This is a genomic window from Actinoplanes couchii, assembly GCF_016862075.1.
GTDB classification, from domain to species: Bacteria; Actinomycetota; Actinomycetes; order Mycobacteriales; family Micromonosporaceae; genus Actinoplanes; species Actinoplanes couchii.
Genome location: NZ_BOMG01000019.1, coordinates 13,338 through 37,367 on the forward strand (window position 1 = coordinate 13,338; position 24,030 = coordinate 37,367).

The 24,030-nt window shown below is 71.3% G+C and carries 23 protein-coding genes; 6 read left to right on the plus strand and 17 right to left on the minus strand.

The window, feature by feature from the left end; all coding sequences use genetic code 11:
- Positions 1-17: 17 nt before the first annotated feature.
- A complete protein-coding gene (locus tag Aco03nite_RS04230; RefSeq protein WP_203793256.1) occupies positions 18-983 on the plus strand; it encodes an aldo/keto reductase in 966 nt (321 codons plus the stop codon).
- Here Aco03nite_RS04230 and Aco03nite_RS04235 read toward each other — a convergent pair.
- From Aco03nite_RS04235 to Aco03nite_RS04255, 5 genes are all read right to left on the minus strand, one after another.
- Positions 980-1,258, minus strand: a complete 279-nt coding sequence (locus Aco03nite_RS04235; protein WP_203793257.1) for a hypothetical protein — start codon at positions 1,256-1,258, stop codon at positions 980-982. The genes Aco03nite_RS04230 and Aco03nite_RS04235 overlap by 4 nt on opposite strands.
- Complete coding sequence (locus Aco03nite_RS04240; protein ID WP_203793258.1) at positions 1,255-1,995, minus strand: hypothetical protein; 741 nt, start codon at positions 1,993-1,995, stop codon at positions 1,255-1,257. Before Aco03nite_RS04240 ends, Aco03nite_RS04235 begins: the two co-directional genes overlap by 4 nt.
- The gene (locus Aco03nite_RS04245; RefSeq protein ID WP_203793259.1) at positions 1,995-2,333 is read right to left on the minus strand and encodes a hypothetical protein; all 339 of its coding nucleotides are present in this window, start codon (positions 2,331-2,333) and stop codon (positions 1,995-1,997) included. The genes Aco03nite_RS04240 and Aco03nite_RS04245 overlap by 1 nt, the downstream gene beginning before the upstream one ends.
- A gap of 17 nt (positions 2,334-2,350) precedes the next feature.
- Entirely contained in the window at positions 2,351-2,644 is a 294-nt protein-coding gene (locus Aco03nite_RS04250; protein WP_203793260.1) for a hypothetical protein, read from the minus strand.
- Positions 2,645-2,734: 90 nt separating this feature from the next.
- Positions 2,735-3,211 carry a diguanylate cyclase domain-containing protein gene (locus Aco03nite_RS04255; protein WP_203793261.1) on the minus strand — a complete coding sequence of 159 codons (477 nt, stop codon included), beginning with the start codon at positions 3,209-3,211 and terminating at the stop codon, positions 2,735-2,737.
- A gap of 53 nt (positions 3,212-3,264) precedes the next feature.
- Here Aco03nite_RS04255 and Aco03nite_RS04260 point away from each other — a divergent pair, with 53 nt between their 5' ends.
- Positions 3,265-4,446 (plus strand): acyl-CoA dehydrogenase family protein, encoded by a 1,182-nt coding sequence (locus tag Aco03nite_RS04260; RefSeq protein WP_203793262.1) that lies wholly within the window; start codon positions 3,265-3,267, stop codon positions 4,444-4,446.
- A gap of 109 nt (positions 4,447-4,555) precedes the next feature.
- Here Aco03nite_RS04260 and Aco03nite_RS04265 read toward each other — a convergent pair whose 3' ends face one another.
- The 11 genes from Aco03nite_RS04265 to Aco03nite_RS04315 form a co-directional block, all read right to left on the minus strand.
- Complete coding sequence (locus Aco03nite_RS04265; RefSeq protein WP_203793263.1) at positions 4,556-5,212, minus strand: GNAT family N-acetyltransferase; 657 nt, start codon at positions 5,210-5,212, stop codon at positions 4,556-4,558.
- Between the two features lie 17 nt (positions 5,213-5,229).
- Positions 5,230-8,337, minus strand: a complete 3,108-nt coding sequence (locus Aco03nite_RS04270; protein ID WP_239144905.1) for a putative bifunctional diguanylate cyclase/phosphodiesterase — start codon at positions 8,335-8,337, stop codon at positions 5,230-5,232.
- Positions 8,338-8,430: 93 nt separating this feature from the next.
- A complete protein-coding gene (locus Aco03nite_RS04275) occupies positions 8,431-9,339 on the minus strand; it encodes a 5'-3' exonuclease (protein WP_203793265.1) in 909 nt (302 codons plus the stop codon).
- A gap of 36 nt (positions 9,340-9,375) precedes the next feature.
- Positions 9,376-9,846, minus strand: coding sequence for an anthrone oxygenase family protein (locus tag Aco03nite_RS04280; RefSeq protein WP_203793266.1), 471 nt, complete (start codon positions 9,844-9,846; stop codon positions 9,376-9,378).
- Between the two features lie 102 nt (positions 9,847-9,948).
- Entirely contained in the window at positions 9,949-11,079 is a 1,131-nt protein-coding gene (gene metK, locus Aco03nite_RS04285; RefSeq protein WP_203793267.1) for a methionine adenosyltransferase, read from the minus strand.
- Positions 11,080-11,101: 22 nt separating this feature from the next.
- Positions 11,102-12,595 (minus strand): multicopper oxidase family protein, encoded by a 1,494-nt coding sequence (locus tag Aco03nite_RS04290; RefSeq protein ID WP_203793268.1) that lies wholly within the window; start codon positions 12,593-12,595, stop codon positions 11,102-11,104.
- On the minus strand, positions 12,592-13,374 hold the full coding sequence (locus Aco03nite_RS04295; RefSeq protein ID WP_203793269.1) for a thioesterase II family protein: 783 nt from the start codon (positions 13,372-13,374) through the stop codon (positions 12,592-12,594). Before Aco03nite_RS04295 ends, Aco03nite_RS04290 begins: the two co-directional genes overlap by 4 nt.
- A 10-nt stretch (positions 13,375-13,384) precedes the next feature.
- Entirely contained in the window at positions 13,385-14,185 is an 801-nt protein-coding gene (locus tag Aco03nite_RS04300) for an alpha/beta fold hydrolase (protein ID WP_203793270.1), read from the minus strand.
- Positions 14,182-14,673: an SRPBCC family protein gene (locus Aco03nite_RS04305; protein WP_203793271.1), complete on the minus strand. Its 492-nt coding sequence runs from the start codon at positions 14,671-14,673 to the stop codon at positions 14,182-14,184. The genes Aco03nite_RS04300 and Aco03nite_RS04305 overlap by 4 nt, the downstream gene beginning before the upstream one ends.
- A 16-nt stretch (positions 14,674-14,689) precedes the next feature.
- Complete coding sequence (locus Aco03nite_RS04310) at positions 14,690-16,192, minus strand: flavin-containing monooxygenase (RefSeq protein ID WP_203793272.1); 1,503 nt, start codon at positions 16,190-16,192, stop codon at positions 14,690-14,692.
- 9 nt (positions 16,193-16,201) lie between these two features.
- Positions 16,202-17,086 (minus strand): class I SAM-dependent methyltransferase, encoded by an 885-nt coding sequence (locus tag Aco03nite_RS04315; protein WP_203793273.1) that lies wholly within the window; start codon positions 17,084-17,086, stop codon positions 16,202-16,204.
- Positions 17,087-17,248: 162 nt separating this feature from the next.
- On the opposite strand from Aco03nite_RS04315, the gene Aco03nite_RS04320 reads away from it, so the two are divergent.
- The 4 genes from Aco03nite_RS04320 (at position 17,249) to Aco03nite_RS04335 (ending at position 20,480) form a co-directional block, all read left to right on the plus strand.
- Positions 17,249-17,503 carry a hypothetical protein gene (locus Aco03nite_RS04320; RefSeq protein ID WP_092541252.1) on the plus strand — a complete coding sequence of 85 codons (255 nt, stop codon included), beginning with the start codon at positions 17,249-17,251 and terminating at the stop codon, positions 17,501-17,503.
- A 2-nt stretch (positions 17,504-17,505) separates the two neighbouring features.
- The gene (locus Aco03nite_RS04325; RefSeq protein ID WP_203793274.1) at positions 17,506-18,492 is read left to right on the plus strand and encodes a 3-oxoacyl-ACP synthase III family protein; all 987 of its coding nucleotides are present in this window, start codon (positions 17,506-17,508) and stop codon (positions 18,490-18,492) included.
- Positions 18,489-19,229, plus strand: coding sequence for a 3-oxoacyl-ACP reductase family protein (locus Aco03nite_RS04330; RefSeq protein ID WP_203793275.1), 741 nt, complete (start codon positions 18,489-18,491; stop codon positions 19,227-19,229). Before Aco03nite_RS04325 ends, Aco03nite_RS04330 begins: the two co-directional genes overlap by 4 nt.
- 99 nt (positions 19,230-19,328) lie before the next feature.
- On the plus strand, positions 19,329-20,480 hold the full coding sequence (locus tag Aco03nite_RS04335) for an ATP-binding protein (protein ID WP_203793276.1): 1,152 nt from the start codon (positions 19,329-19,331) through the stop codon (positions 20,478-20,480).
- 60 nt (positions 20,481-20,540) lie between these two features.
- On the opposite strand, the gene Aco03nite_RS04340 is transcribed toward Aco03nite_RS04335, so the two are convergent.
- Complete coding sequence (locus tag Aco03nite_RS04340) at positions 20,541-23,891, minus strand: ATP-binding protein (RefSeq protein WP_203793277.1); 3,351 nt, start codon at positions 23,889-23,891, stop codon at positions 20,541-20,543.
- Positions 23,892-24,030: the final 139 nt, after the last annotated feature.

Consider the following 24,030-nt stretch of genomic DNA (forward strand, 5'->3'; position numbering starts at 1 on the left):
ACGATAGGGTGCGGGACATGGAATATGTGCGGCTGGGCGGGACAGGACTCAAGGTCTCCCGGATCTGTCTCGGGATGATGACCTACGGTTCGACGACGTGGCGGGACTGGGTGATCGACGAGCAGGCCGCCACCCCGATCGTGCGGCAGGCCGTCGACCAGGGCATCACCTTCTTCGATACGGCCGACATGTACTCGGTCGGTGCCAGCGAGGAGATCACCGGGCGGCTCCTGCGGTCCCACTTCGCGAACCGCGACGACTACGTGCTCGCGACCAAGGTCTTCTTCCCGATGGCCGGCGGCCCCAACGACGGCGGCCTGTCCCGCAAACACATCATGGCCTCGATCGACGCGTCGCTGCGCCGGCTCGGCACCGACCACGTCGACCTCTACCAGATCCACCGCTTCGACCGGGCCACCCCGATCGAGGAGACCATGGAGGCGCTGCACGACGTGGTGAAGGCCGGCAAGGCCCGCTACATCGGCGCGTCGAGCATGTACACGTGGCAGTTCGCGAAGATGCAGTACACCGCTGCACTCAACGGCTGGACGAGGTTCGTGTCGATGCAGCCGCAGTACAACCTCACCTACCGCGAGGAGGAACGGGAGATGCTGCCGTTCTGCCTCGACTCCGGCGTCGGCGTCATCCCGTGGAGCCCGCTGGCCCGCGGCGTCCTGGCCCGGGGCCGCGCCGCCGAGTCGGTCCGCGCGAAGACCGACCAGATGATGGCCCGCCTGTCCAACGAGGAGGACTTCGCCGTCGCCGACGTGGTAGCCGACGTGGCCAAGTCCCGCGACACGTCCCCGGCCCGGGTCGCCCTGTCCTGGCTGCTCTCGAAGCAGGCCGTGACCGCCCCCATCATCGGAGCCTCCAAGCAGTCCCACATCGACGACGCGGTGGCCGCGGTCGACCTGAAACTCACCGACGCCGAGATCGCCACGCTGGAGGCCCCGTACCGCCCGCACAACGTAATCGGTTTCTAGAACGCCCGGTCCGGTTCCTGGTCCAGCCGCCGGATGACGGCCTCCGCCCGGAGAGCCTGCTCGTCGCGTTCCCCGGGGCCCGGGACCGAGCACCACCGGCGGTAGGCATCCACCACATCCGCGGTCGCCTCGGCGTACGCCGCCGAGGCGACCGCTTCGGTCAGCCCGACCCGGCCTCCCAGAACGTCACCCGCCAGTTCCCGAAGCCGGGGATCGTCTGCTTCACGCTGAAGGTGCAGGAGCAACCGCTCGACGATCTGCTCACGTCCGTTCATCGCGCTTCTCCGGGATGTGCGTACGGGGCGCCCGGTAACTGCTCGACCATGACGTTGACGTCCGCGGCAGCCGATTGAATCGTTCCTGAGATACCGTTCACCAGCGCTGATGCTGTCGCGATGAGTTTCCGCGCGTCGTTGGTGAGTTCGATGATCCGATGCGCCTCGTATGCTGCGATGGCCCAGCCGGTGACGAATCCGACACCGGTCTCGATCGCCGCTGTCCCGGCGGAGGCCGCGATCACGGCGATCGCCGCGCTGTCCATCAGGTCCTTGAGGATCCCGGACACGCCCTCCTGAAGTCGATAGGTGCCTTCGGCGGCCGTCTCGTAGGCTTCCGCGAGTCGCATCAGTGGTCCGTACTGCTCGCTGAGGGCTGATCCCAGATCGCTGAAGTACACAAAAGCAGCGTCGGCGGCGTTTCCGTCCCAGTCGCCGTCCAACTCCAGATTGCCTTTGGTGACGTTGCTGCCGATGTCCTGAAATGCCGCAGCCAGGTTGCGCAGGGCTCCGGCGGATCGCCACACCGATTCCCAGTCACCGCTCAGTGCCATCGCGGCGTCGCCGAAAACATCCTGGCCTGTCGTCTGTTTGACCAGCTCGTTGATCATGTGTGAGAGGCTCAGCCAGTCCAGTGCCACAGTGATGTTGCTGAACGGCTGCCCGAGGATGTCGGTGCTGTGTGGTTCGGGAGTCATCAGTCGCTGCGCGGGCTCGGCGAAATCGCTGTACGGCATCAGACGACACCCGCGATCGGTCGTTGCACCTCGGGGTAAGCCGCATCCAGATCGGCGGCGGCCTGCTGAGTCTCCTCCTGGTAGGCGGTGGAGGCGGCGCTGACACCACCGCGGGAACCGTCGAGGAGAGCCGACACCTTCGTCAGCATCGCGGCCAGCCGCTGTTGAACCGCGATGTGTTCGTAGACGAGCGGGTTGATGATCCCGCCCTCGACGGGCGAGATCTCCGGTATCCACTGGCCGGCGTAGCGCTGACAGGTCTGGGAGTCCTCTTGAGCCCTGCTCAGTAGTGCGGCGTAGCCGTCGAGGCCGGGTGGATGTACTCGTAGCGTGGACATCGAGCCTCCCCGTCAGGTCAGGAGATCAGGGCGTTGATGCCGTACAGCGCTGTGTCGCCGAGCAGGACCAGGGCGCACGCCGTGGCCAGTCGGATGGAGGCAGCCCGTGGGACTCGGGTGGTCATGCTCAGAACGGCGAACACGACGCCGGCCAGGTTGATCGGTGCGCCGACGAGCACCGGCACCCAGGCGTTGCCGGCCTCGCTGCCGGAAGCCACCAGGGCCATCCCGCCGATCGGCGCGATCGCGAAGAATATCGCGGCGAGACCGATGTACCAGCGCATCTGATCGGTCGGGTCGTCCAGGCTCACGTGTCCTCCAACGACTGAGGCAGTCGACGGAGAGTATCGACCTGACACGATATCTGGTTCAATGCTGTCAGACTTGCGACTTTGCGCTGATCAGGCTGCCCGGCCGGTCTCCGAGGGAGCAGGTGGGGCGTCCTGCCAGATGGCCCAGCGGGTGTCGGGGCCCTGGGATTTCGCCTTCTGCATGGCCCGGGTGGCTCGGTCCAGCAAGGCGTCGTGGGACAGGCCGGCCGGTGGGGTCGCTGCCACGCCGATCGCCGCGGCCAGGGTCACCAGGCGGCCGTCGAGCAGGATCGGGCCCAGGGACGCGGCCAATCGGCCGGCCACCTCGTACGCCGCGTCCGGGGTGTTGATCTCGGGCAGGAGCAGCGCGAACCCGGAGGCGGAGAGCCGGACCTGGTGGGACGACGGCGGCGCGCAGCGGCGCAGCACCTGCGTGAACGCGGCGCGGAGACGGGCGTCGACGTCGCCGTTCAGGTCGACTACGACGATCGCTGTCGGGGAGCGGCGTGCGGACCTGGTGAAACGGGTCCGGAGGCAGCGCGTTCGGAGGGGGTCGGCAAGCCACACGAGGCTGTTGATCGGGTGTCCGGCGGGCTAGTTGAGGAACATAGGATCGGCGGATGGCCGTACCGCAGAACCACGACGCGGCGATCAGCGTCGCCCATCAGCTCGCCGACCTGCTCGAAGCGGGGGCGATCCAGCGTGACCGGGACGGGGCCGACGTCGTCCCGCACGAGGCGGTGGGGGCGCTCGACGCGTCGGGGCTGCTCGGGATCACCGTCTCCGCAGACGATGGTGGGCCGGGGCTGGGGCCCCGCACCCTGGCTGAGGTGACCCGGATTCTGGCCATGGCGGATCCGGCGATCGCTCAGATTCCGCAGGGGCATTTCCTGATGGTCGACGCGATCACCGTGCACGGTGGGGCCGAGGCCCGGAAGCGGATCCTCGGGGACGTGCTGGCCGGCAGACGGCTGGGGAACGGGCTTGCCGAGCGCGGTGGGAGACACGCGCAGGACTTGCGGACGCGGATCACCGAGGGCCGGCTGGACGGCGTCAAGTACTATACGACGGGTGCCCTGACCAGCGCCTGGATCGCGGTCAGCGCGCTCGACGAGGACGGCCGGGTGGTCCTCGCCGTGGTGCCGCGGGACGCGGACGGGATCACCGTCGACACCGACTGGGACATGATCGGGCAGCGGGCGACCATCTCCGGCACCGCCACGTTCACCGGGGTTCCGGTCGAGCCGGGGCTGCGGATCGACTGGTCGAGCGCCTTCGAGGTGCCGCAGCAGCTCGGCGCGCGGGCTCAGCTGGTGCACACCGCGATCGAGGTGGGCATCGCCGGCGCCGCGCTGCGCGACGCCCGCCGCTACCTGCGTGACAAGGCCCGGCCGTCGACCGAGGCGGTGCGCCGGGGCGCCACGGTGGCCACCGACGATCCGCACGTCAGGCATCGGTACGGGCGTCTCGCCACCCGGGTCCGCGCTGCTGAGGCACTGCTCGACGGGTCCGCGCGTACCCAGGCGGAAGTGGGGTTGATCCCGGCCGACGCGGACGCGGCGGCGCGTGGCTCACTCGCGGTGGCCGCGGCGAAGGCGTTCGGCACCGAGGTCGCGCTGGAGGTGTCGTCGGAGCTGTTCACCCTGTGCGGCACCAGCTCGGCGGCCGCGAAGTACGACCTGGACCGGCACTGGCGCAACGCGCGCACGCACAGCGTGCACGACCCGGTCGACTACAAATACGCCCACATCGCCGCGTTCGAACTGGCCGGCGAACAACCCCCCAACCACGGACAACTTTGACGTACGCCTACCGGAACGGTCCCGTGGCCACCCGCGAGGTGGTCCCGGGACCGGGTGTCCCCGCGACCGCCGGGCCGATGGCGATGGTCCGGCTTCAAGAAAACCGGGCTCAGATCCGGTACGCCCCGAACACGACGTCGGCGTTGTGGGTGAACCCGAGCCGCCCGTACAACCGGATGGCGTTGTCGTTGTCGTGCACCGCGTGCAGGAACGGCAGCTCGCCGCGGGCCAGGATGCCGGACGCCACCGCCAGGGTGAGCCGGGCGGCGAGCCCCTTGCCACGCCACTCCGGGTCGGTGCAGACGGCGCTCACCTCGGTCCACCCGGGCATCCGGAACCGCTCGCCGGCCATCGCGACCAGCTTGCCGCCGGAGTCGCGGATGCCGAGGTAACGCCCCAGGTCGACGGTGCGCTTGAGGAACGGGCCGGGCTTGGCGCGGGCCACCAGCTCCAGCATCTCGGGCACGTCCTTCTCGGTGAGGACGACCGTGTCCGGGTCGTCCACCCCGGACATGCTCTGGCCGATCATCTGGACTCCGGGTGTCACCGACTCCGTCCGCCACCCGGCGAGCGGGATGACGGACGGGCCGGTGACGATCGCGAAGTCGGTGATGGTGGCCAGGTCCCGCCAGGCGGACGGGTCGGCCGGGTCACTGAGGGCGGCGAACGGGGCGATCTCGGGCAGGTATCGGGCGGCGTTGCCCGCGGCCTCGGCGAAACACGCCTGCGGCCCGGAGAGGGCGGCCCACACGGGGTTGGTCAGCACACCCTGGACACTGCCCGTTACCGGCCGTCAGCGCCAGTAGATATCGGTCGAACCACTCGGCCGTTCGTCTGTCGGGTTTCGTCACGGTCGGTGGCGGGATACGGCTCGTACTGCTCGGCCATGGCCGGCACGTCGCCGGGCCACAGCGGCTTGGCGAAGTGGTATCCCTGCCCGTACCGGCAGCCCATCGCGTCCAGAGCCGCCCGCTGGCCGGCCTCCTCGATACCCTCGGCCACCACGGCCAGGTCGAGGTTGTGCGACAGGGTGACGATCGCGTCGACGAGCGCGTGCTGCTGACGGCTGTGCAGGATGTCGTCGATGAACGACTTGTCCAGCTTCAGCACGTCGACCGGCATCTGCCGCAGGTAGCTCAGCGACGAGTAACCCGTACCGAAGTCGTCGATCGCGATCCGCACACCGATCTCGCGCAGCGCCTTCAACTCGGCGAGCACCCGGTCGGCGTCCTTGAGCACCAGGCTCTCGGTGATCTCCAGCAGCAGCCACTCCGGCCGGGCGCCACTCGCGGCCAGCGCGTCGCGCACCTGATCGGCGAAACCGGCGGCCCGGAACTGGCGTACCGACACGTTGACACTGACGTACCGCAGCGTGGTGTCCAGGTGTTCGGTCTTCCACTGCGCGAACTGGCGCAGCGCCTCCCGCAGCACCCAGTTGCCGATGCCGACGATCGCGCCGCTCTCCTCGGCCGCCTCCACGAAGTGGTACGGGCCGAGCAGCCCGCGCACCGGGTGCTGCCAGCGGACCAGCGCCTCCACGCCGGTGATCTTCTGGTCGATCAGCTCCACGATCGGCTGGAACTGGAGCACGAACTGCTCCTGCTCGATCGCCTCGTACAGCGCCGTGCGCATCTCCAGGCGCTGCATCATCGCGGTGTGCAGGTCGCTCTGGTACCGCTGCCAGCCACCCTTGCCGTTGCCCTTGGCCAGGTAGAGCGCCAGGTCGGCGTGCCGCAGCAGCTCGGTGGCGTTGCCGGCGTCCCGGTTGGTGGCGACCCCGACACTGGACCGGGCGCTGACCACGTGCGTGCCACCGGTGCCGTCCGGCACCTCGACCGGTCCGGCCAGAGCCTCCACCAGCGCGGCGGCCACCCGCTCGGCGGCGTCCACCGAGTCGCTCTGCTCGACCAGGACGGCGAACTCGTCGCCACCCATCCGGGCCGCGGTGCTGCCGGCACCGATGATCTCGGTGATCCGCTCCGCCACGTGCAGCAGCAGCTGGTCGCCGACCGCGTGCCCGAGGGTGTCGTTGACCTCCTTGAAGTCGTCCAGGTCGACGAAGAGCACACCCAGGGTGGCGCCGTCGCGCTGCGCCACGCTGAACGCCTGCTCCAGCCGGTCCCGGAACAGCACCCGGTTGGCCAGCCCGGTCAGCGCGTCGTGGAACGCCTGGTGGGTCAGGTCCTTCTCCAGGCCACGCCGCTCGGTCACGTCCCGCAACGTCATGACCAGCCCGGCCACCGTCGGGTCGGCCCGTAGGTCGCGCAGATCGCACTCGATCTCCACGGTACGGCCGCCGGTCCGGACCGCGGTCAGCTCGATGTCGTCCATGTCGCCGGCCCCGGCACGCACCCGCGCCAGAACCTCGCGCAGCGCCGAGTGCGAACTCTCGGCGATCAACGAGGACAGCTCGGTGCCGGTGGGGTCGGTCCCGAACAGCGGCTCCGCGGACGGGGTCGCGTACCGGATGGTGCCGTTGGGGTTGACGATGAAGATCACGTCGGCGGCGCTCTGGATCAGCGTCCGGAACCAGGCCTCACCCTCGGCGCGGCTGACCTCGGCGGTCAGCGCGATCCGCTCCAGGACCACGACGATCTGCTGTCCCAGAGCCTCGAACGCCGGGGTCAGCAGGCGCAGCACCCGGTCCGGGGCGCCGATCGCCAGCCGCAGTGCCCGATCGCCGGACAACGCGTGGGTGGCGTACAGGACGTTCAGGTAGCCGCCGGACCGCAGGCCCTCCGGCAGCTGGGAAGTGGGGATCACGCGGATCGCCGACTCGACCGAACCGTGCGCCTGCACGGGCTCCGGGAGGTGCAGGTGGAAGGCCTGGCCGGGCGGCATCAGACGGGCCACGCCGGCCTCGACCGCCTTGAACACCTCACGCTCGGTGCTGGCGGCGAACAGACCCGCGCTGGCCTCGCGCAGCGCCCGCTCCAGGCTGCTGGCCTGCCGCTGCGACCGGGCCAGGTCCGCGACCCGGACCAGGACCATCAGGAACATGGTCGCCGCGGCGGCCGCGATCACCGGGGCGTCGACCACGCCACCGCGCTCGATCTCCACCTCCCGGCCCTGCATGTACTCCAGGGCCAGGACGGCCGGCGCGGTCAGGGCGGCCGAACTCAGCCAGAACAGCCGCTGGCTGTCGATGCCGGTGTCGACGCCGGTGACCGGCTCGGACAGCTCCCGCATCTCCGGGCGCAGTGCGGCGAAACCCATCGCCGAGTAGAAGACGACCCAGCCCAGGTCGACCGGGCCACCCAGGTTCCAGGCCTGGCTCAGCTGCGACTGGCCGTAGAAGACGTCGGACACCAGCAGGCCGACCAGCGCCACCCCGAGTGGGCCGACCGCGCCCAGGTTCTTGCCCGAGCCGGTGAACATCCGCAGGATCACGGCCAGCACCAGCACGTCACCGAGCGGGTAGCCGATCGAGACCAGCTTCTCGATCATCGACAGGTGGTCGGCCCGGGTGAACGGGGCGATCCAGTACACCCAGGCCAGCAGGCCCAGGCCGACCGTCGGCACCAGCGCGTCCAGCAGCGCCGCCCGGTTCGCGCCGCCGCCGTTACGGGCCCGCACCAGCATCAGCAGGCCGGCCGTCAGCAGCGGGTAGACCGCCAGGTAGAAGAAGTCCGCCAGGCCCGGGAAACCGGGCTGGCCACCCCGCGCCAGCACCAGGTTGTACCAGCTGTCACCGGTGGTGAAACACGCGATGCCCAGGCTGATCAGAACCCACGGCAGTTTGCGGCGGGGCTTGTGCATCCACACCCCGGCAAGCACCGCGAGTGCGGCGGAATATCCCAGGGCCGCCCAGCTGTACAGGTGGGCGTCCGGGAAGGCGTAGTAGACGCTGGTGATGACCAGCGTCCACACGCCGAAGCACGCGCGAACCACTCGCGTCGACAATGCGTACTCCGTTCGCCGGGCGGACTGACTCCGGGTGGCTGAATCGGTACCACCGCCGACGAACTGAGCAGTTGTGACCCGCTACACCGCCATGGCGTCGACGAGCCGCCGGGCGGACCCCGCCAGGTTCCACCGTTCGGCCAGGGCCAGCAGGGTCTCGGCGTCCTTCGGGGCGTCCGGCAGCACCGGGTCGAACTCCGGCAACGGGACGTCCAGCGCCACCTTGCACACCGGCAGGGCACGGGCCAGGTAGTCGCGGGAGGCGTCCAGTTTCGTCCGGACACCCGGCGCGAACCCGGCGTCCGGGTCGTCCAGCGCGGCCAGGATCTGCTCGACCCCGCCGTACCGCTCGATCAGGCGGGCCGCGGTCTTCTCACCCACCCCGGCCACCCCCGGCAGGCCGTCACTGGCGTCGCCGCGCATCGCCGCGAAATCCGCGTACCAGCGGGCCTCTACCCCGTACTTGGCCATCACCAGCGCCTCGTCGGCGTCCTCCAGCTTCGCCACGCCACGCCCGCAGTACAGCAACCTGGTCCGCCGGGCGTCGTCGACCAGCTGGAACAGGTCACGGTCACCGGAGACCACCTCGACCGGGGCCGGCTGGGTCGCGGCGAGCGTGCCCAGCACGTCGTCGGCCTCGAACCCGCTCACCCCGAACGCCGGGATGCCGATCGCGGTCAGCACCTCCAGCAGCACCGGCACCTGCTTCTCCAGCGACGCCGGCACCTCCTCGACGTCGCCGTGCGCCACCCGGTGCTGCTTGTACGACGGGACCAGTTTCACCCGCCAGTCCGGGCGCCAGTCCGCGTCCAGCGCGCAGACCAGCCGGTCCGGCCGCCGGGTGCGGATCAACTGGGCCAGCATGTCCAGAAAGCCGCGGATCGCGTTGACCGGCTCACCGGCCTCGGTCCGGGCCGCCTTCTCCGGAATCCCGTGGAAGGCGCGGAAGTACAGGCTGGGTGCGTCAACTGCCAGCAGTGGTCGGCTCACCGTCGCTACTTTAGTGCGCGGTGGTGCGGGGTGGGGTCAGGGCTTGTGGTGCAGGGCCCGGGCCAGGCAGGCGAAGGCGGCGGTGGTGATCGCGGTGCGGCCCAGGTTCGCGGTGGACCAGCGTTTCTCGAAGGCCGAGCGGGAACCGCCCGCGTCCAGGCGGCGGTTCAGTGGGACGTGGTACCGGGAGGTCAGCGCCAGGACCGCGCCGTAGCCGATGGTTCCGGCCAGGGCCCAGCCGGCCGCCTTGCGGTTGCCGGCCCGCCAGTGCAGGACGGCGGCGGTGGCCGGCAGGGCCAGGGAGCCGACGTAGGTGGCGGCGAAGACCGGGTTCTCGATGGCCCTGTTGATGTGGCGCATCGAGGACACGAACGTCTCGTCGTCGGCTTTCGCCAGCCCCGGCATGACGGCGACGTCGAACGCGTAGAACAGGCCGGCCATCAGCCCGGTCGACACGGTCGCGGCTCCGAGGGCGGCGTCGGCTCGGCGGTCCGTGGTTGCGGACATGGTGACCTCCCGGTGATCGTGATGTCGAAAAGAGTCAAGCACGTATGTATTCGCCCGATCCATACGTGAGAGCGTCAGGCGGATACGCGGGCGTCCAAACCGTCACTCGGCCAGACGGCGCAGGTCCGCGGCGCGGCCGGTGTCCTCCCACGTGAAGTCACGACCGAAATGTCCGTAGGCGGCGGTGCGCTGGTAGATCGGCCGCAGCAGGTCCAGGTCCCGGATGATCGCGGCGGGCCGCAGGTCGAAGACCTCACGAACGGCCTTCTCGATACGTTCGGCGGGCACGTTCTCGGTGCCGAAGGTCTCCACGAACAGGCTGACCGGCTCCGCCCGGCCGATCGCGTAGGCGACCTGCACCTCGCACCGTTCGGCGAGGCCGGCCGCCACCACGTTCTTGGCGACCCATCTCATCGCGTACGCCGCCGAACGGTCCACCTTCGACGGGTCCTTGCCGGAGAACGCGCCGCCACCGTGCCGGGCGTAACCCCCGTAGGTGTCGACGATGATCTTCCGGCCGGTCAGTCCGGCGTCGCCCATCGGCCCGCCGATCTCGAACCGCCCGGTCGGGTTGACCAGCAGCCGGTAGCCGTCGGTGTCCAGCCCGGTCAGTTCCGGGGTGAGCACGTGCTCCCGGATGTCCGGGTTGAGCAGCCCGTCGAGGGAGATGCCCGGCGCGTGCTGGGACGAGACGACGACCGTGTCGAGGCGTACCGGACGATGTCCGTCGTACTCGATGGTGACCTGGGTCTTGCCGTCCGGCCGCAGGTAGGGGACCGTGCCGTCCTTGCGGACCGCGGTCAGCCGCCGGGCGAGGCGGTGCGCGAGGGCGATCGGCAGCGGCATCAGCTCGGGCGTCTCCGAGCAGGCGAAGCCGAACATCATCCCCTGGTCACCGGCCCCCTCGGCGTCGACGCCGAGCGCGATGTCCGGTGACTGCCCGCCGATCGACACGCTGACCCCGCAGGACGCGCCGTCGAAACCCTTCTGCGACGAGTCGTAGCCGATCTCCAGGACGGTGTCCCGGACGATCTTCGGGATGTCGGCGTACGCCCGGGTGGTGACCTCCCCGGCCACGTGCACCTGACCGGTGGTGATCAGGGTTTCCACCGCGACCCGGCTGCGCGGGTCCTCGGTGAGCAGGGCGTCCAGGATCCCGTCACTGATCTGGTCGGCGATCTTGTCGGGGTGACCTTCGGTGACCGACTCGGAGGTGAACAGGCGACGTGCCATGGCGGGCTCTCCCGGGCTCTCGTTACTGGTGGTGGCGGATGGCGGCGTACTTCTCGCGGCCGGGAGCGACGACCAGGAACTGGCCCATCATCCCCTCGACCTCGTGCCGCAGGACGTGGCAGTGGTACATGTACGGGGTGTTCTCGTCGGCGTTGCCGGAGAACTCGACGAGCAGCCGGAAACGGACGCCCATCGGCAGGTTGATCGTGTCCTTCCAGCCGGCCAGCTCGGCCGGCGGCGGATCACCGTCCACGTCGAGCACCCGGAAACGCTGACCGTGCAGGTGGAAGATGTGCGGCATCAGGTGTGTGCTGTGGACCGTCCAGATCTCCCTGGTGCCGGCGACCGCCACCAGGTCGGTGCGGTGCATGTCCATGCTCTTGTCGTTGATGGTGCGCTGGTAGAACTCGAACGACCGTTCGTGGGCGGCGCCGGTCGGATCCGGTGGCGGCAGATCGGACAGCACCGGCGGCAGCGGCGGGCTCGGTGTCAGGGTGGCCGCGGCCCGCAGCTCCAGCACGTCGAACGAGTCCATGCCGCCTTCGAAGCGCCGGACCAGGAGGTTCTCGCCGGGTGACGGAGCCAGACTGCGTAGCGTCAGGCGTTCACCGGGCCGTACCGGCACCACGATGTCGGCGCGTTCCCCGGCCGCGAGCCGGATCCGGGTGCGCGCCACCGGCGCCGCGAGCAGGCCTCCGTCGGTGCTGATCACCTGGAACCCGCGGTCGCCGGCCTCATGATCACTGACGAGGCCGAATTCGTACGGCCGCCCGGCCGAGCCGTTGAGCAGCCGCAGCCGGACCAGACTGGTACGGACCTCGCGGTACGGGCCGATCACGCCGTTGACCAGCAGCGTGTCGCCGAGCACGCCGATGTCGCTGCTGAAGTCGGGCCGGGTCCGGAACTGTCCGCGCCTGTCGAACTCCCGGTCCTGCACGATCACCGGCAGGTCGTCGACGCCGTACTCGTGGGGGAGTCCCGCGGTCCGCGGATCGTCGTCGTCGATCAGGAACATCCCGGCCAGCCCGCGCATCACCTGGTCCTCGGTGTGCCCGTCCGGGTGCGGGTGGTACCAGAGGGTGGCCGCCGGCTGGTCGACGGTCCACCGCATGTCGGCGGTGCGGCCGGCCCGGATCGGCCGGTGCGGGCCGCCGTCCACCGCAGCCGGCAGGATCGCGCCGTGCCAGTGGACGGTGCTGTCCTGCTCCAGGTCGTTGCGGACCCGGACCCGGATCCGCTCGCCCCGTTTCACCCGCAGCGTCGGCCCCAGGTAGGTGCCGTTGTACCCGGCCGTGCGGGTCCCGCCGTGACCGAAGTCGGTCACCCCGCCGGCGGCGGTCAGGTCGAAGGTCCGGAACCCGTCCACCACCGTCGACGGCGCGAGCGGCGGGATCGCCAGCTTCCGGTCGAAGGCCACCCGCCCGACCGTCGACAGTGGCGGCCGGTCCGTGTACCAGACGGCGGCGCCGGCCAGCAGCGCCAGGACCAGCCAGATCTTCCACAGCCGGCGTTTCACGGGATCCCGGCCGGCAGCAGATCGGCGGCGGCCAGATCCGCGCGGATCGCGGCCGTCACCGCGGCCGGCGCGTCCCGGTGGTAGAAGTGGTCGCCGTCGAACATCCGCAGCCGGAACGGCCCGGTGGTGGACTCCCGCCACCGGGCCACCTGCTCCTCGGTGGCCACCGGGTCCTGCCGGCCGTGGTAGGCGACCACCGGGCAGGACAGCCCCGGCTCCGGCCCGGTCCGGTACGTCTCGGTCAGCCCGTAGTCGGCCCGCAACATCGGCACGAACGACTCCAGCAGCCGGCGCCGCAGCCCGGTGCCGGCCGCGGTGCCGCCGAGCGCGATCAGGTGGTCGAGGAACTGTTCGGTCGGCAGCAGGTGCAGCGACGACTGCCGGGACTGCTGCGGGGCCTGCCGTCCGGAGGCGAGCAGCACCGCCGGCCCGGGGCGACCTTCCACGATCAACTGCTTGGCCGTCTCGTACGCCAGCAGAGAGCCCAGACTGTGGCCGAAGAAGGCGTACGGCCGGTCCAGGTACGGGGCCAGCGCCGCGCTCAGTTCCCGGACCAGCGGGCCGAGCCGGGTCCGGGGCTCCTCCCGCAGCCGGGACTCGCGGCCGGGCAGCACGATCGGGCAGACCTGCACGTCCGGGCCGAGTGCCTCGCGCCACGGGAGGAAGAACCGGGCCCCGCCGCCGGCGTGCGCGAAACAGAACAGCCGGACGGCGTCACCGGCGGGCGCCGCCCCGGAGATCCAGCGGCCCGGCGCCGCCGGGTTGTCAGCACTCGGCACCACGGTCTCCTCAGGCCAGTCCGGTGACGGCGCGGACCAGGTGATCCGGGCTCTCCAGCGGCAGCAGGTGCCCGGCGCCGGGGATCTTCTCGAACCGGCCCCGCGGCAGGGTGCGGGACAGTTCCTCGCCGTACGAGCAGGAAATGATCTTGTCGTTCTCCCCGGCCAGGACCACGGCCGGCACGGTGACCGTGGCCAGCCCGGGACGCAGGTCCATCCCGCAGGAGATCCGGAAGAACTCGCGGCGCACCGCCGGTTCGACACTCGCGAACAGTTCCCGGTTCAGCTCGGCGATCGACCGGCCGGCGTCCGGCCCGAGCATCCCGCCGAGCATCCTGCGGCCCAGTGCGGGCCGGCGCAGCGCCCAGGAGAACACCGGGTTGCCCATCATCCGCAGCTCACCGGCCGGGGTGTCCTGGCCGTACGCCGCGGTGCCGGCCAGCACCAGGCCACCGAGCCGGCGCTGATCGGCCGCCGCGTACGCCAGCGCGGTGTAGCCGCCGCCGGAGTGCCCGACGAGGATCGGATCCTCGGCGCCGAACCGGTCCAGCACCTGGCCCAGGTCGGCGCGCAGCCGGTCGAGACTGACGCCGTCCCGGCCGGTCGAGGAGCCGCCGTGCCCGCGCAGGTCGAAACTGACCACCCGGTAGCCCAGCACGGCGAGCGGGGTGGCGACCGTGTCCCAGACCGACCGGGCCCCGCCCCAGCCGTGCACCAGCACCACCGTGCGGCCGGAACCCCCGGTGACGGAGGTGGCCAGCCGGGCGCCGTCGTCGGTCTGCAGCCGCTCGGCGGTGCCGATGCCGGTCACCGGCCGCTCCGGACCACGCTCGGGGTGCTGCCGAGCAGCGACGCCAGCTTCGCGAACGCGGCGGAGGTCGCCTTGGCGTGCTCGGCGCCGATGTCGGCCAGCTTGGCCAGCTGCTTGACGAAGCCGTTCGGGCGGGCCGCGAACCGCATCGACAGCAGGGTGCCGCCGTCCGGAAGCGGCTCGACCAGGAATTCGCTGGTGCCGAGGAATGCCCCGGAGACGTACTCGCCGGCCAGCCGGCGGCCCGGTTCGACGGCCACGGTCCGCGAGGTGAACCGCAGCTTCGGGCCGCCCTTGTCGACACCCTTGGTGTGTACGGTCACCACGGTCTCGCCGCCGGCCTGCTCGGGCGGTGTCGTGCCGGGCTGGAAGGTGTTGGCCGGCACCCAGAAGGCACGGGCGCCGTTGAGCTCCGCGATCAGCGCCGCCCAGACCTGGTCCGGATCGGCGTCGAGCACCGCTTCGTTGATGATGTCGTAGCTGGTCATCTCACACTCCTGCGGTTCAGCGGGTGGGTTCGAGCAGTCGCTCGGTGCCCGCGGAGGTGGCGATCTGATAGGAGGCCAGGTCGAACCGGCGGGTGTTGCGCCGGAAACGCCAGGTGTAGGTGGGGAAGATCGACGAGTTCCGGCCGGTGGCGTCGACGTACCAGTTCCTGCATCCGCCGGAGTTCCACACCGTGCCGTCCAGGGCGCCGTCCAGCCAGGTGTTGTACTCCTGCTGGGCCTCGGGGCGGACCTCGACACTCGCCAGGTCACGGTCCTTCATCTGGGCGAGGGCGTCGATCACGTACGCCAGCTGGGCCTCGATCATCACGGTCTGCGACGAGTGGCCGAGCGTGGTGTTCGGGCCGAGCAGCATGAACAGGTTCGGGAACCCGGCCACCGTGGTGCCCCGGTAACCGGTCATCCCGTCGCTCCACGCCGTGCTGAGCGAGACGCCGTCCCGGCCGTGGATCAGTTTCGCGACCGGCCGGTCGGTGGCCCGGAAGCCGGTGCCCATGATGATCGCGTCGACCTGGCGTTCCTGCCCGTCGGTGGTGACGATCGAGTCCGGGCCGATCTTCGCGATGCCGTCCGTGACGACCTCGACGTTCGGCTCCTGGATGGCCTGGTACCAGTTGTTGGAGAACAGCAGCCGCTTGCAGCCGACCGAGTAGTCCGGGGTCAGCTTCGCCCGCAGGACCGGATCGGTGACCTGCTTCTGCAGGTTCTTCTCGGCCATGCCCTTGATGGTCTTGTCGGCGCGGGCCGGGTCGGACATCAGGAACGCGACGATCTCGCGGCCCCACATGTTGAAGTTGCGCCGGAAGTTCTGGTACGTGGGCATGTTCCGGCGGCGCTTGCGCTGGGCCGGGGTGATCACCAGGTCCGGTTTCGGGGCCACCCACGGCGCGGTCCGCTGGTAGAGGTCGACGTGGCCGGCCACCTTCTGGACCTCCGGCACGAACTGGATCGCCGAGGCGCCGGTGCCGACCACCGCGACCCGCTTGCCCTCGAGCGGGAAGTCGTGGTTCCAGTTCGACGAGTGGAAGACCTCGCCGGTGAACGAGTCCAGGCCGGGCAGGTCCGGGATCTTCGGGTCGCTCAGGTAACCGGTGCCGGTGACCAGCACCCGCGCGGTGTAGTCGCCCTGGCTGGTGGCGATGTGCCAGCGCCGGGTCAGCCGGTCCCAGCGGGCGCCGGTCAGCGCGTGCCCGAACCGCAGGTGCGGGTGCAGCTCGAACCTGTCGACGCAGTCGCGCAGGTAGTCCAGCACCTCCTCCTGCTTGGCGAAGGTGGACTTCCAGTCCGGGTTCTGGGCGAAGGAGTACGAGTAGAGCAGCGCCATCACGTCACAGGCGCAGCCCGGGTAGGTGTTGTCCCGCCAGGTCCCGCCGATCGCGGCGGCCCGCTCGAAGACGAGGAAGTCCTCCTCGCCCTCCTGCTTGAGCCGGATCGCCATGCCGAGCCCGGAGAACCCGGTGCCGATGATCGCGACTCGCAGATGCCTGATCGTCTCGCTCATGACGGCTCCTCAGCCCCGGCGCCGCAGCACGATGCGGAAGTTGTTGAAGTACTTGTCCTCGAGGGTGTAGGCGAAGATGTCCAGGTAGCGCTCGAAGCGGCGGACCACGTCCTCGCCGTCCAGGGCGACCGCCTCGTCCCGCCGTTCGGCCAGCTGCTCCAGCCACACCCGGCAGGCGATGCTGAACGACTCCCGCTCGTTGCGGATCTCCACCACGTCGAACAGCCCCTCCATCGCGGAGGTCAGCTCGCTCAGGTGCGGGATGTGGCAGCCGGCGAACTCCTCCCGCTGCAGGAACTTCAGGTCGGCCAGCAGGGCCCGGTTCAGCGGCAGGGCCTCGGCGGTCATCGCGTGCAGCACAAAACCGGCGTCCGGACGCAGCAGCGAGTGCACCTTGGTGAAGAAATCCTGGTAGCGCCGGGTCCGCTCACGGGGCGACAGACTCGAGTGGACGAAGTGTTCGATCGCGTTGATGCAGAAGGCCGCGTCGTACGGCGTCTCGGTGGTGTGGTCCTCCCAGCTCTCCACCTTGATGTCGATCTTGTCGTTGCCGATCGCCCGGACGAACTCCTGCTGGGTGCGGCTCAGGGTCACGCCGACACCACGCCCGACACCGTGCACGGTGGTGGCCCGGTCCAGCATGGTGCCCCAGCCGGAGCCGATGTCCAGCACACTGTCCGCCCCGGCGGCGCCGGCCAGCTCGACGAAGGCGTCCAGCTTGCGCATCTGCGCCTCGTCGTGCACGGCGCGCTGGTCCTCGCCGTCGTTCCAGTAGCCGCCGGAATACATCATCGCCGGGCCGAGGATGATCCGGTACAGCTCGTTGCTGATCTCGTAGTGGTGGCGGATCGCGTCCACCTCGGGGTTCAGCGCCGGTGTCTCGACTGCCGTCATGGCGGGTCCTCTCTGGTCGTCTGCACGGGCCGTCTGAGGTAAACCGCCCGGCGCAAGCCCGGCGCAACACGGTGTTCTTGCGCCTCTGTTGCGCCTGGCCCGTTAGCTGCTGACCGGGCAAGCACACCGCGTTGTCCCGACGAACGAGGAGGAACGATTCCGATGGAGATCCCCACCGTTGAGGACCTGGCCACCCAGCTCCAGGCCGTCTCCGGCGCCAAGGTCGTCGACGCGGACGCGGCGCTGCAGCGAATCGCCGACGTCGACTCGCTGGACCTGATGGAGTGGCTGTACGGCTTCCAGGAGCAGTACCCGCACATCCCGGCGGACGAGTCGCTGTTCAAGGACATGGACGAGACCACCACCCTGCGGACCGTGCACGGCCGGATCCTGGCGCTCGTCCCGCAGCAGGTCTAGGCGTGAGCGGCTTCGCACTCACCGGCTGGGGCATGGCCGTACCGGATCAGGTACGCACCAGCGTGGAACTGGCCGATCATTTCGGTGTCGACGAGGACTGGATCGTCAGCCGCTGCGGTATCCGGGAGCGGCGGATCGTCGCTCCCGGCGAGACCACCGCGAGTCTCGCCGTGCTGGCCGGCCGGCGGGCGCTGGAGAAGGCCGGCCTGACCGGCGCCGACATCGCCCACCTGATCGTGGCGACCGCGACGCCCGAGCAGCCGTCCCCGGCCACCTCGGCGTTCGTCCACCACGAACTGGACATCGCGGGCAGCGCCCACGACGTGAACGCCGAGTGCTCGGGTTTCGTCTACGGCCTGATGACCGCGGCGGCCTGGATGGCGCTCGACCCGCGCCCGGTCCTGGTGATCGGCTCGGACACCCACTCGCTCACCGTCGACCCCGACGACCGGGATCTCAGCATCCTGGTCGGGGACGGCGCCGGCGCGGTGGTGCTGACCCCGACCCCGGCCACCTGGCTGCGGTCCTGGAACCTGGGCGCCGACGGGGCCTGCACCGGCAGTCTCAAGGTGCCGGCCGGCGGCAGCCGGATGCCGACCACCGAGCAGACGGTCCGGGACGGGCTGCACTTCGCCCGGATCAAGGGCAACGAGATCTACCTGAACGCGGTCCGGTTCTCGGTGCGCTCGATCCGGGAGACCCTCGCCTCGGGCAAACGGGAGGCCGGCGAGATCGACCACTTCGTGCCGCACCAGGCGAACATCCGGATCATCAACTCGATCATGTCGCACACCGGGCTGCCGCCCGAGCGCCTGATCACCAACCTGGAGCGGTTCGGCAACACCGCGTCGGCGTCGGTGCCGATCGCCCTGACCGAGGCCCTGGACGCCGGCCGGATCAGCGACGGCGACCGGGTGCTGCTGGCCGGCTTCGGCGCCGGCATGACCTGGGGCTCGATGCTCCTCGACTGGGGTGGGGTCACGAGATGAGCGACAACCGGCCGGAATCCCCGGTCGCCCTGGTCACCGGCGCGTCCGGTGGCCTGGGCCAGGCCCTGGCCATGGAGCTGGACGCGCTCGGCTGCCGGGTGGCGATCCACTACAACCGGTCCGAACAGGACGCCCTGGCCCTGCGCGGCAAACTGCAGAACGACGCCACGGTGGTCACCGGCGACGTCGGCTCCTGGGACGCGGTGCAGGCCATGCACCAGCAGATCAGCGACCGGCTCGGCCCGGTCGACGTGCTGGTGAACAACGCCGCGGTCCGGATCGACCAGTTGATGGCGATGCAGGTGGTCGAGGACTGGACCCGGGTGATCCAGACCAACCTGATCGGCACCTTCCACACCAGCCGGGTGAGCGTGCCCGGCATGCTGCGCCGCCGCTGGGGACGCATCGTCAACATCGTGTCCCCGTCCGGGCTGATCGCCTCGCCCGGCCAGACCGCCTACTCGGCGTCGAAGGCCGGCGTCATCGGGTTCACCAGGACACTCGCCGCCGAATGCGGCCGCCGCGGTGTCACGGTCAACGCGCTGTCACCCGGGTTCATGCTGACCAACATGACCAGCAACCTGTCCGAGCAGGTGGTCGACGGCATGCGGACCAAATCGCCGGTACCCGGTTTCGTCTCGCCCGAGGAGGTGGCCCGTAGCCTCGGGTTCATCCTGGGCAGCGATTATCTCACCGGCCAGGTGATCAGCATCGACGGTGGCATCTCCACCACCTAGGAGCCCGCCGCGGCCCGTTCGACCCCCGCGGCGGGCCGCGGCGACCATCGATCGATGCTAATTTTCCTGACAGCTGCTGCGGCACTGACGGAGGCTTGCTTGACCGGCGTCTGCGTTTCCTCGACCACCTTCCTGTCCGAACTCGGCCCGTCCGGCGACACCCTGGAATGCGAGCGGGTCCAGGAGATCGTCTCCGGCCACGGTGGCGCGGTCCAGGCGGCCACCGGTTGCGGCCCGGCGCCCGGCCGCCGGGGTGCGCGGATCGAGGCCGAGTTCGCCAGCGCGTACGACGCGGCCCGCGCCGCCGTCGAGGTCGTCACCGCGGTGCCCGGGCGGCACAGCCGGGAGGCGCCGCGGATCGTGCTGTCCGGGCCGGAACCCGGCCGGCGCGCGCCCGCCGACCACTGGCTGCCGTCCCGGGCGCTGGAGATCGCCGATCCGGGCCAGATCCTGGTCACCGCGCCGACCGCCGTGGTCGTCGGCCCCGGCCTGCCCGGCTCCACGGTCCTGGTCCACCGCGGCCACCTGCCGGCCGGCGACGGCCGGGAGACCCAGCGGCTGTACGAACTGCGCCTCGCCGCCGACGACAGGCAGGCCAACCTGGACTGGGCCCGCCGGGCCGTGGACGGATCCGCCATCGTGCTGGACCTGTCCGGGCTCACCGCCACCTGGCGGCAGGCCGCCGCCGGTGACGCCCGGCTGATCCTGCTCTCCGGCCCGCGCGAGTCGCACCGCGGCGCGGTCGCCGCCGAGGTGGCGTTACGGCTGCACAGCGCCGGTGCGCAGGTGCTCTACGGAAGCTGGCAGGACGGCACGCCGCCGCTCGGTGGCGCGTTCCTGGAGGCCCTCGGCGTCTACGCCGGCGGGGTGAGCGCCGAGCGGCTGCGCGCCGAACTACGCGGCTGTGTCGCGGCGGTGGGCGGCCTGCTGCCCGAGGTGGCCGCCCGGCTGGGCGGGCGCCGCGACCACCCGGAGGCCCCGCACGTGGTGCGGGCCGGCGACGTCGTCGAGCACTGGCTCCGCGCGATCGCCTGCCGCCGGCCGACCCTGCTGGTGCTCGACGACGCCCATCTGGCCGACCCGGCCGGGCTGCGGCAGCTGTGCGACGTCTGGTACGCCTGCCGCCGCAGCCCGCTGATGATCCTGGTGTCCGCGATGGAGGACGGGCGCAAGCCCGGTTCGGCCGCCGGCCGGGTCATCGAGCTGGCCGCCGCCACCGACCCGAAGTCCTTCACCCACCTCCGCCTCTGACCGTCCCACCCGTGCGGCCCGGCACGCCGCGGTCCGGTCCGGACCGCGGCTCACCACGAGTCAGGCGCTGACGGCCAGCTCCGGGCGGCGCAGGCTCACCGTGGCCAGCGTCTGTGCCGCCTCGCGGCGGAACGCTTCGGCGTGCCGGCGGTCGGTGGGCCGCCCCCGCCCGTCCAGCGCCCGGGCCATCGACCCCTGCGCGAGGGCGATCCACGGCTTGGCGCCCCGCTCGGTGAGCTGGGCGAGGGCCACCGTCAGGTGCCGTTCGGCGGCCGGCCAGTCGCCACCGAGCACCGCCAGCCGGCCCAGATGCAACGAGACCGGGCCGACGAAGCTGCGGTAGCCGACGCCGCACTGGTGACTGGCGTACGGCGCGAGCAGCGCCCGGGTCGCCTCGGCGGTGCGCGGGTCGCCGAGTTCGACCGCGCCCATCGCCAGGATCCCCAGCACGTGCAGCAGGTCGTCCCCCTCGGGCAGCGGCAGCGCCCCGGTGGCCAGCGCCCGGATGGTCAGGTGCGGCATGCCGCGTTCGCCGCCGACGATGGTGGTGAGCGAGTGCTCGACCGCCGCGAGTCCGCGGGCGAAGCTGTCGTCCCAGGTCGGCCAGCAGCCGGCCCGGAGCCAGCGGGCGATCAGCAGCTGCCGGGCGGCCATCGTGCCGGGCGCCGGGTCCACCCCGGGGATCGGCGTGGCCAGTGGGCGCACCATCCGGGCCGCGGCCATCGCGTCGACGAACCGGCCCTGCCGTACCGCCTCGGCCACCAGGTGCTCGCCGAACAGGGCCGCCCCGGCCGCGGTGCCGCCACCGAGCCGGGTGGCCTGCCCCAGCGCGGCGAGGGCGGCCGACCGGGCCGGTTCCTCGCCGGCCAGGTCGGCGGCCATCGCGACGTGGTGGGCGGCCACCAGCTGGGCGGCCGGGTCCTCGACCGCGATCGCCACGTCCAGCATCTCCTGCCCCAGCCGGTGCCGCCGGTCCCGGTGATCGGGGCCGGTCAGCTCGCCGAGGACCAGGCCCATCGCGGTCAGCGCGGTGTCGGCGGCCGCCCGGTCGGGGACCAGGGCGCCGAGCCGGACGCCGCGGGCCAGCAGCCTGCCGTACAGCACCGGGTCGAGTTCGTCGGCCTCCTTGCGCATCAGCGAGTCGAGCAGGGCGAGGACCTCGCTGAGCAGCTGGGGCCGGGTCCGCACCACCTCGGACAGGCCGAGCACCGCGCGGGCGGCCATCGCGACGTGCCCGCGGTGCAGGGACCGGATGGCGCCGTCGAGCAGGTTCTGCTCGCCGTTGTCGCCGGCCTCGAGCTGGGCGAGACCGAGATTGATCAGCGCTTCGGCGAACAGGTCGGGTTCTCCCGGCGGCACGTGCCCGAGGGCCTGGTGGTGCAGCCGGACGGCCTCCTCGGCGGCGCCCTGCCCGGCCACCTCGGCGGCCGCCCGCCACCCCCAGCGGACCGCCCGGGAGTCCCCGGTGGGCGCCGCGCCCAGGGCGCGGTGATGGGCCAGTTGGGTGCTGTACCCGGCGAGCCCGCCGGGGCGGTGGCCCTCGATCGCGTCGGCCAGCAGGGTGTGCAGGTGGCTGCGGTGGGCCGGGGCGGCGGACCGGTACACCGCACGCCGCAGCACGTCCTGGGTGAACCGGTACACCCGGCCCCGGTGCCCCGGCCGGGTGTCCGGCGCCTCGGCGACCCACCCGTGCGCGCCGGCCTCGGTCAGCGCGCCGAACGCCTGCGCCTGGCTCAGCCCGGCGGCCCCGGCGACCAGGTCGAGTTCGAAGACCGGCCCGGCCGCGGCGGCGTGGCGCAACAGGTCCCGGGTCGCCGGGGCGAGTCGCCCGAGCTGGCTGGCGGCGAACTCCAGCAGGGCCGGCGGCAGGTCGTCGGCGCGGCCGCCGCGGGGCCGGCGCAGCAGCTCCAGCAGCAGGTATGGATTGCCCGCGGTGTCCGCGGCGAGCTGCTTCGGAGTGGGCAGCCCGGCGGTGTCCGGCGCGGCGTCGTACAGCAGCCGGCGTATCTCGGCATCGGTCAGCCCGCCCAGGGCGACCCGGCGCAGCACCCCGTTGACGTCGGCGTCGCTGAACGCCTGCAGGAACCGGGAGGTGACCGGGGAGGGCGTCCCGGCGGTGCCGAGCACCAGCAGCGGGAGCGCGCGCTCCTCGCAGAGCAGCCTGCCGAACAGCGCCATCGAGGCGCGGTCGATCGCCTCCATGTTCTCCAGCAGGAGCAGCACCGGCTGGTCCCGGCTGATCTCGCTGAACACGTCGACGATGGCGGAGGCGAGGGCGGCCCGGTGCAGCGGCCCGGGCCGGTTCGCCACCGACACCACGTCCAGCGCCACCCGGGCGGCCGCGGTCAGGCCGGGGACGCCACCGTCCGGCGCGCCCGACACCAGGGCGCTGAGCGCGTCCACGTACGGCTGGTAGGGCACCGTACTGCCGGAGTGGCAACGTCCGAAAATGACCATCGCGCCGTTGCGTGCCATCCGCTTCGCCGCCTCACCGAGGAAACGGCTCTTCCCGATGCCGGCCGGCCCTTCCACCAGGACGACCCGGGCCTGCCCGCGGACCGCCGCCGCCCAGGACTCCTCGACGTCCGCCAGCTCGGCGGCCCGGCCGACGAACGGCACCCGTTCGCTGATCCGCCCGGACGGTTCCGGACGGGACGGCGTGCCACCGGAGCCGAGCAGTTCGACGTACGCGGCCTGGGTCTCCGGCGCCGGGTCGACCCCGAGCTCGTCGGCGAGCACCCGCCGCAGCCGGTGGTAGGCGCCGAGGGCTTCGGCCCGGTTGCCGGCGGCGGCGTGCGCGGTCATCCGGCACCGGTGAGCGCTCTCCCGGAGCGGAGCCTCGCGGACCGCTTCGTCCGCGAGCCGCAACGCGTCGCGGGAGTCGCCGAGCGCGGCGGCGGCGAGGCTGGCCGTCTCCAGGCCGGAGACGAGCAGGCCGTGCAGCCGTTCCCGGACCGAACTGACCCATTCACCCTCGTGCCCGGGAAGGAACGGGCTGCTCAGGCAGCTGATGGCGAGCCCGGCGGCGTGCCGGGCCTCGGGATGGGCCCCGCCGGCGAACGCCCGGTCCGCCTCCCGGATGGCCTCCTCGGCGCGCTCCAGGTCGACGGTGACGCCGGGTGGGAGCCGCAGCAGGTAGCGCCCGCCCTGGGCGACCACCGGCGGCGTCTCGTCGCAGCCGCCGTCGCTGACGAACGCCCGGACCCGGCTGACCACGCTGCGCAGCGCGGAGGCCCAGGTGTCCGGCAGCCCGTCCGGCCACACCGTGTCGGCGAGCTGGTCCCGGCTGGTGCCGCTGGACCGTTCCACGATGAGCCTGGCGAACGCCACCTGCGCCTGGGCGCTGGCGAGTTGCCGGGGCGCCGCGCCGAGCGTCTCGATCATCACGGTGCCGACCAGTTTGATCATCATTCGAGTCCCCGTTTCGACATGATCAAATCCCACTTTCCCGCGACGGCACGGCATTCCCCGGTGAATGTCCGTCCAAAGGGGAGAGATGCACAGAACGGCATGATCGCGTTCTGAAGCGGAGGATAGTCATCAGTTATCG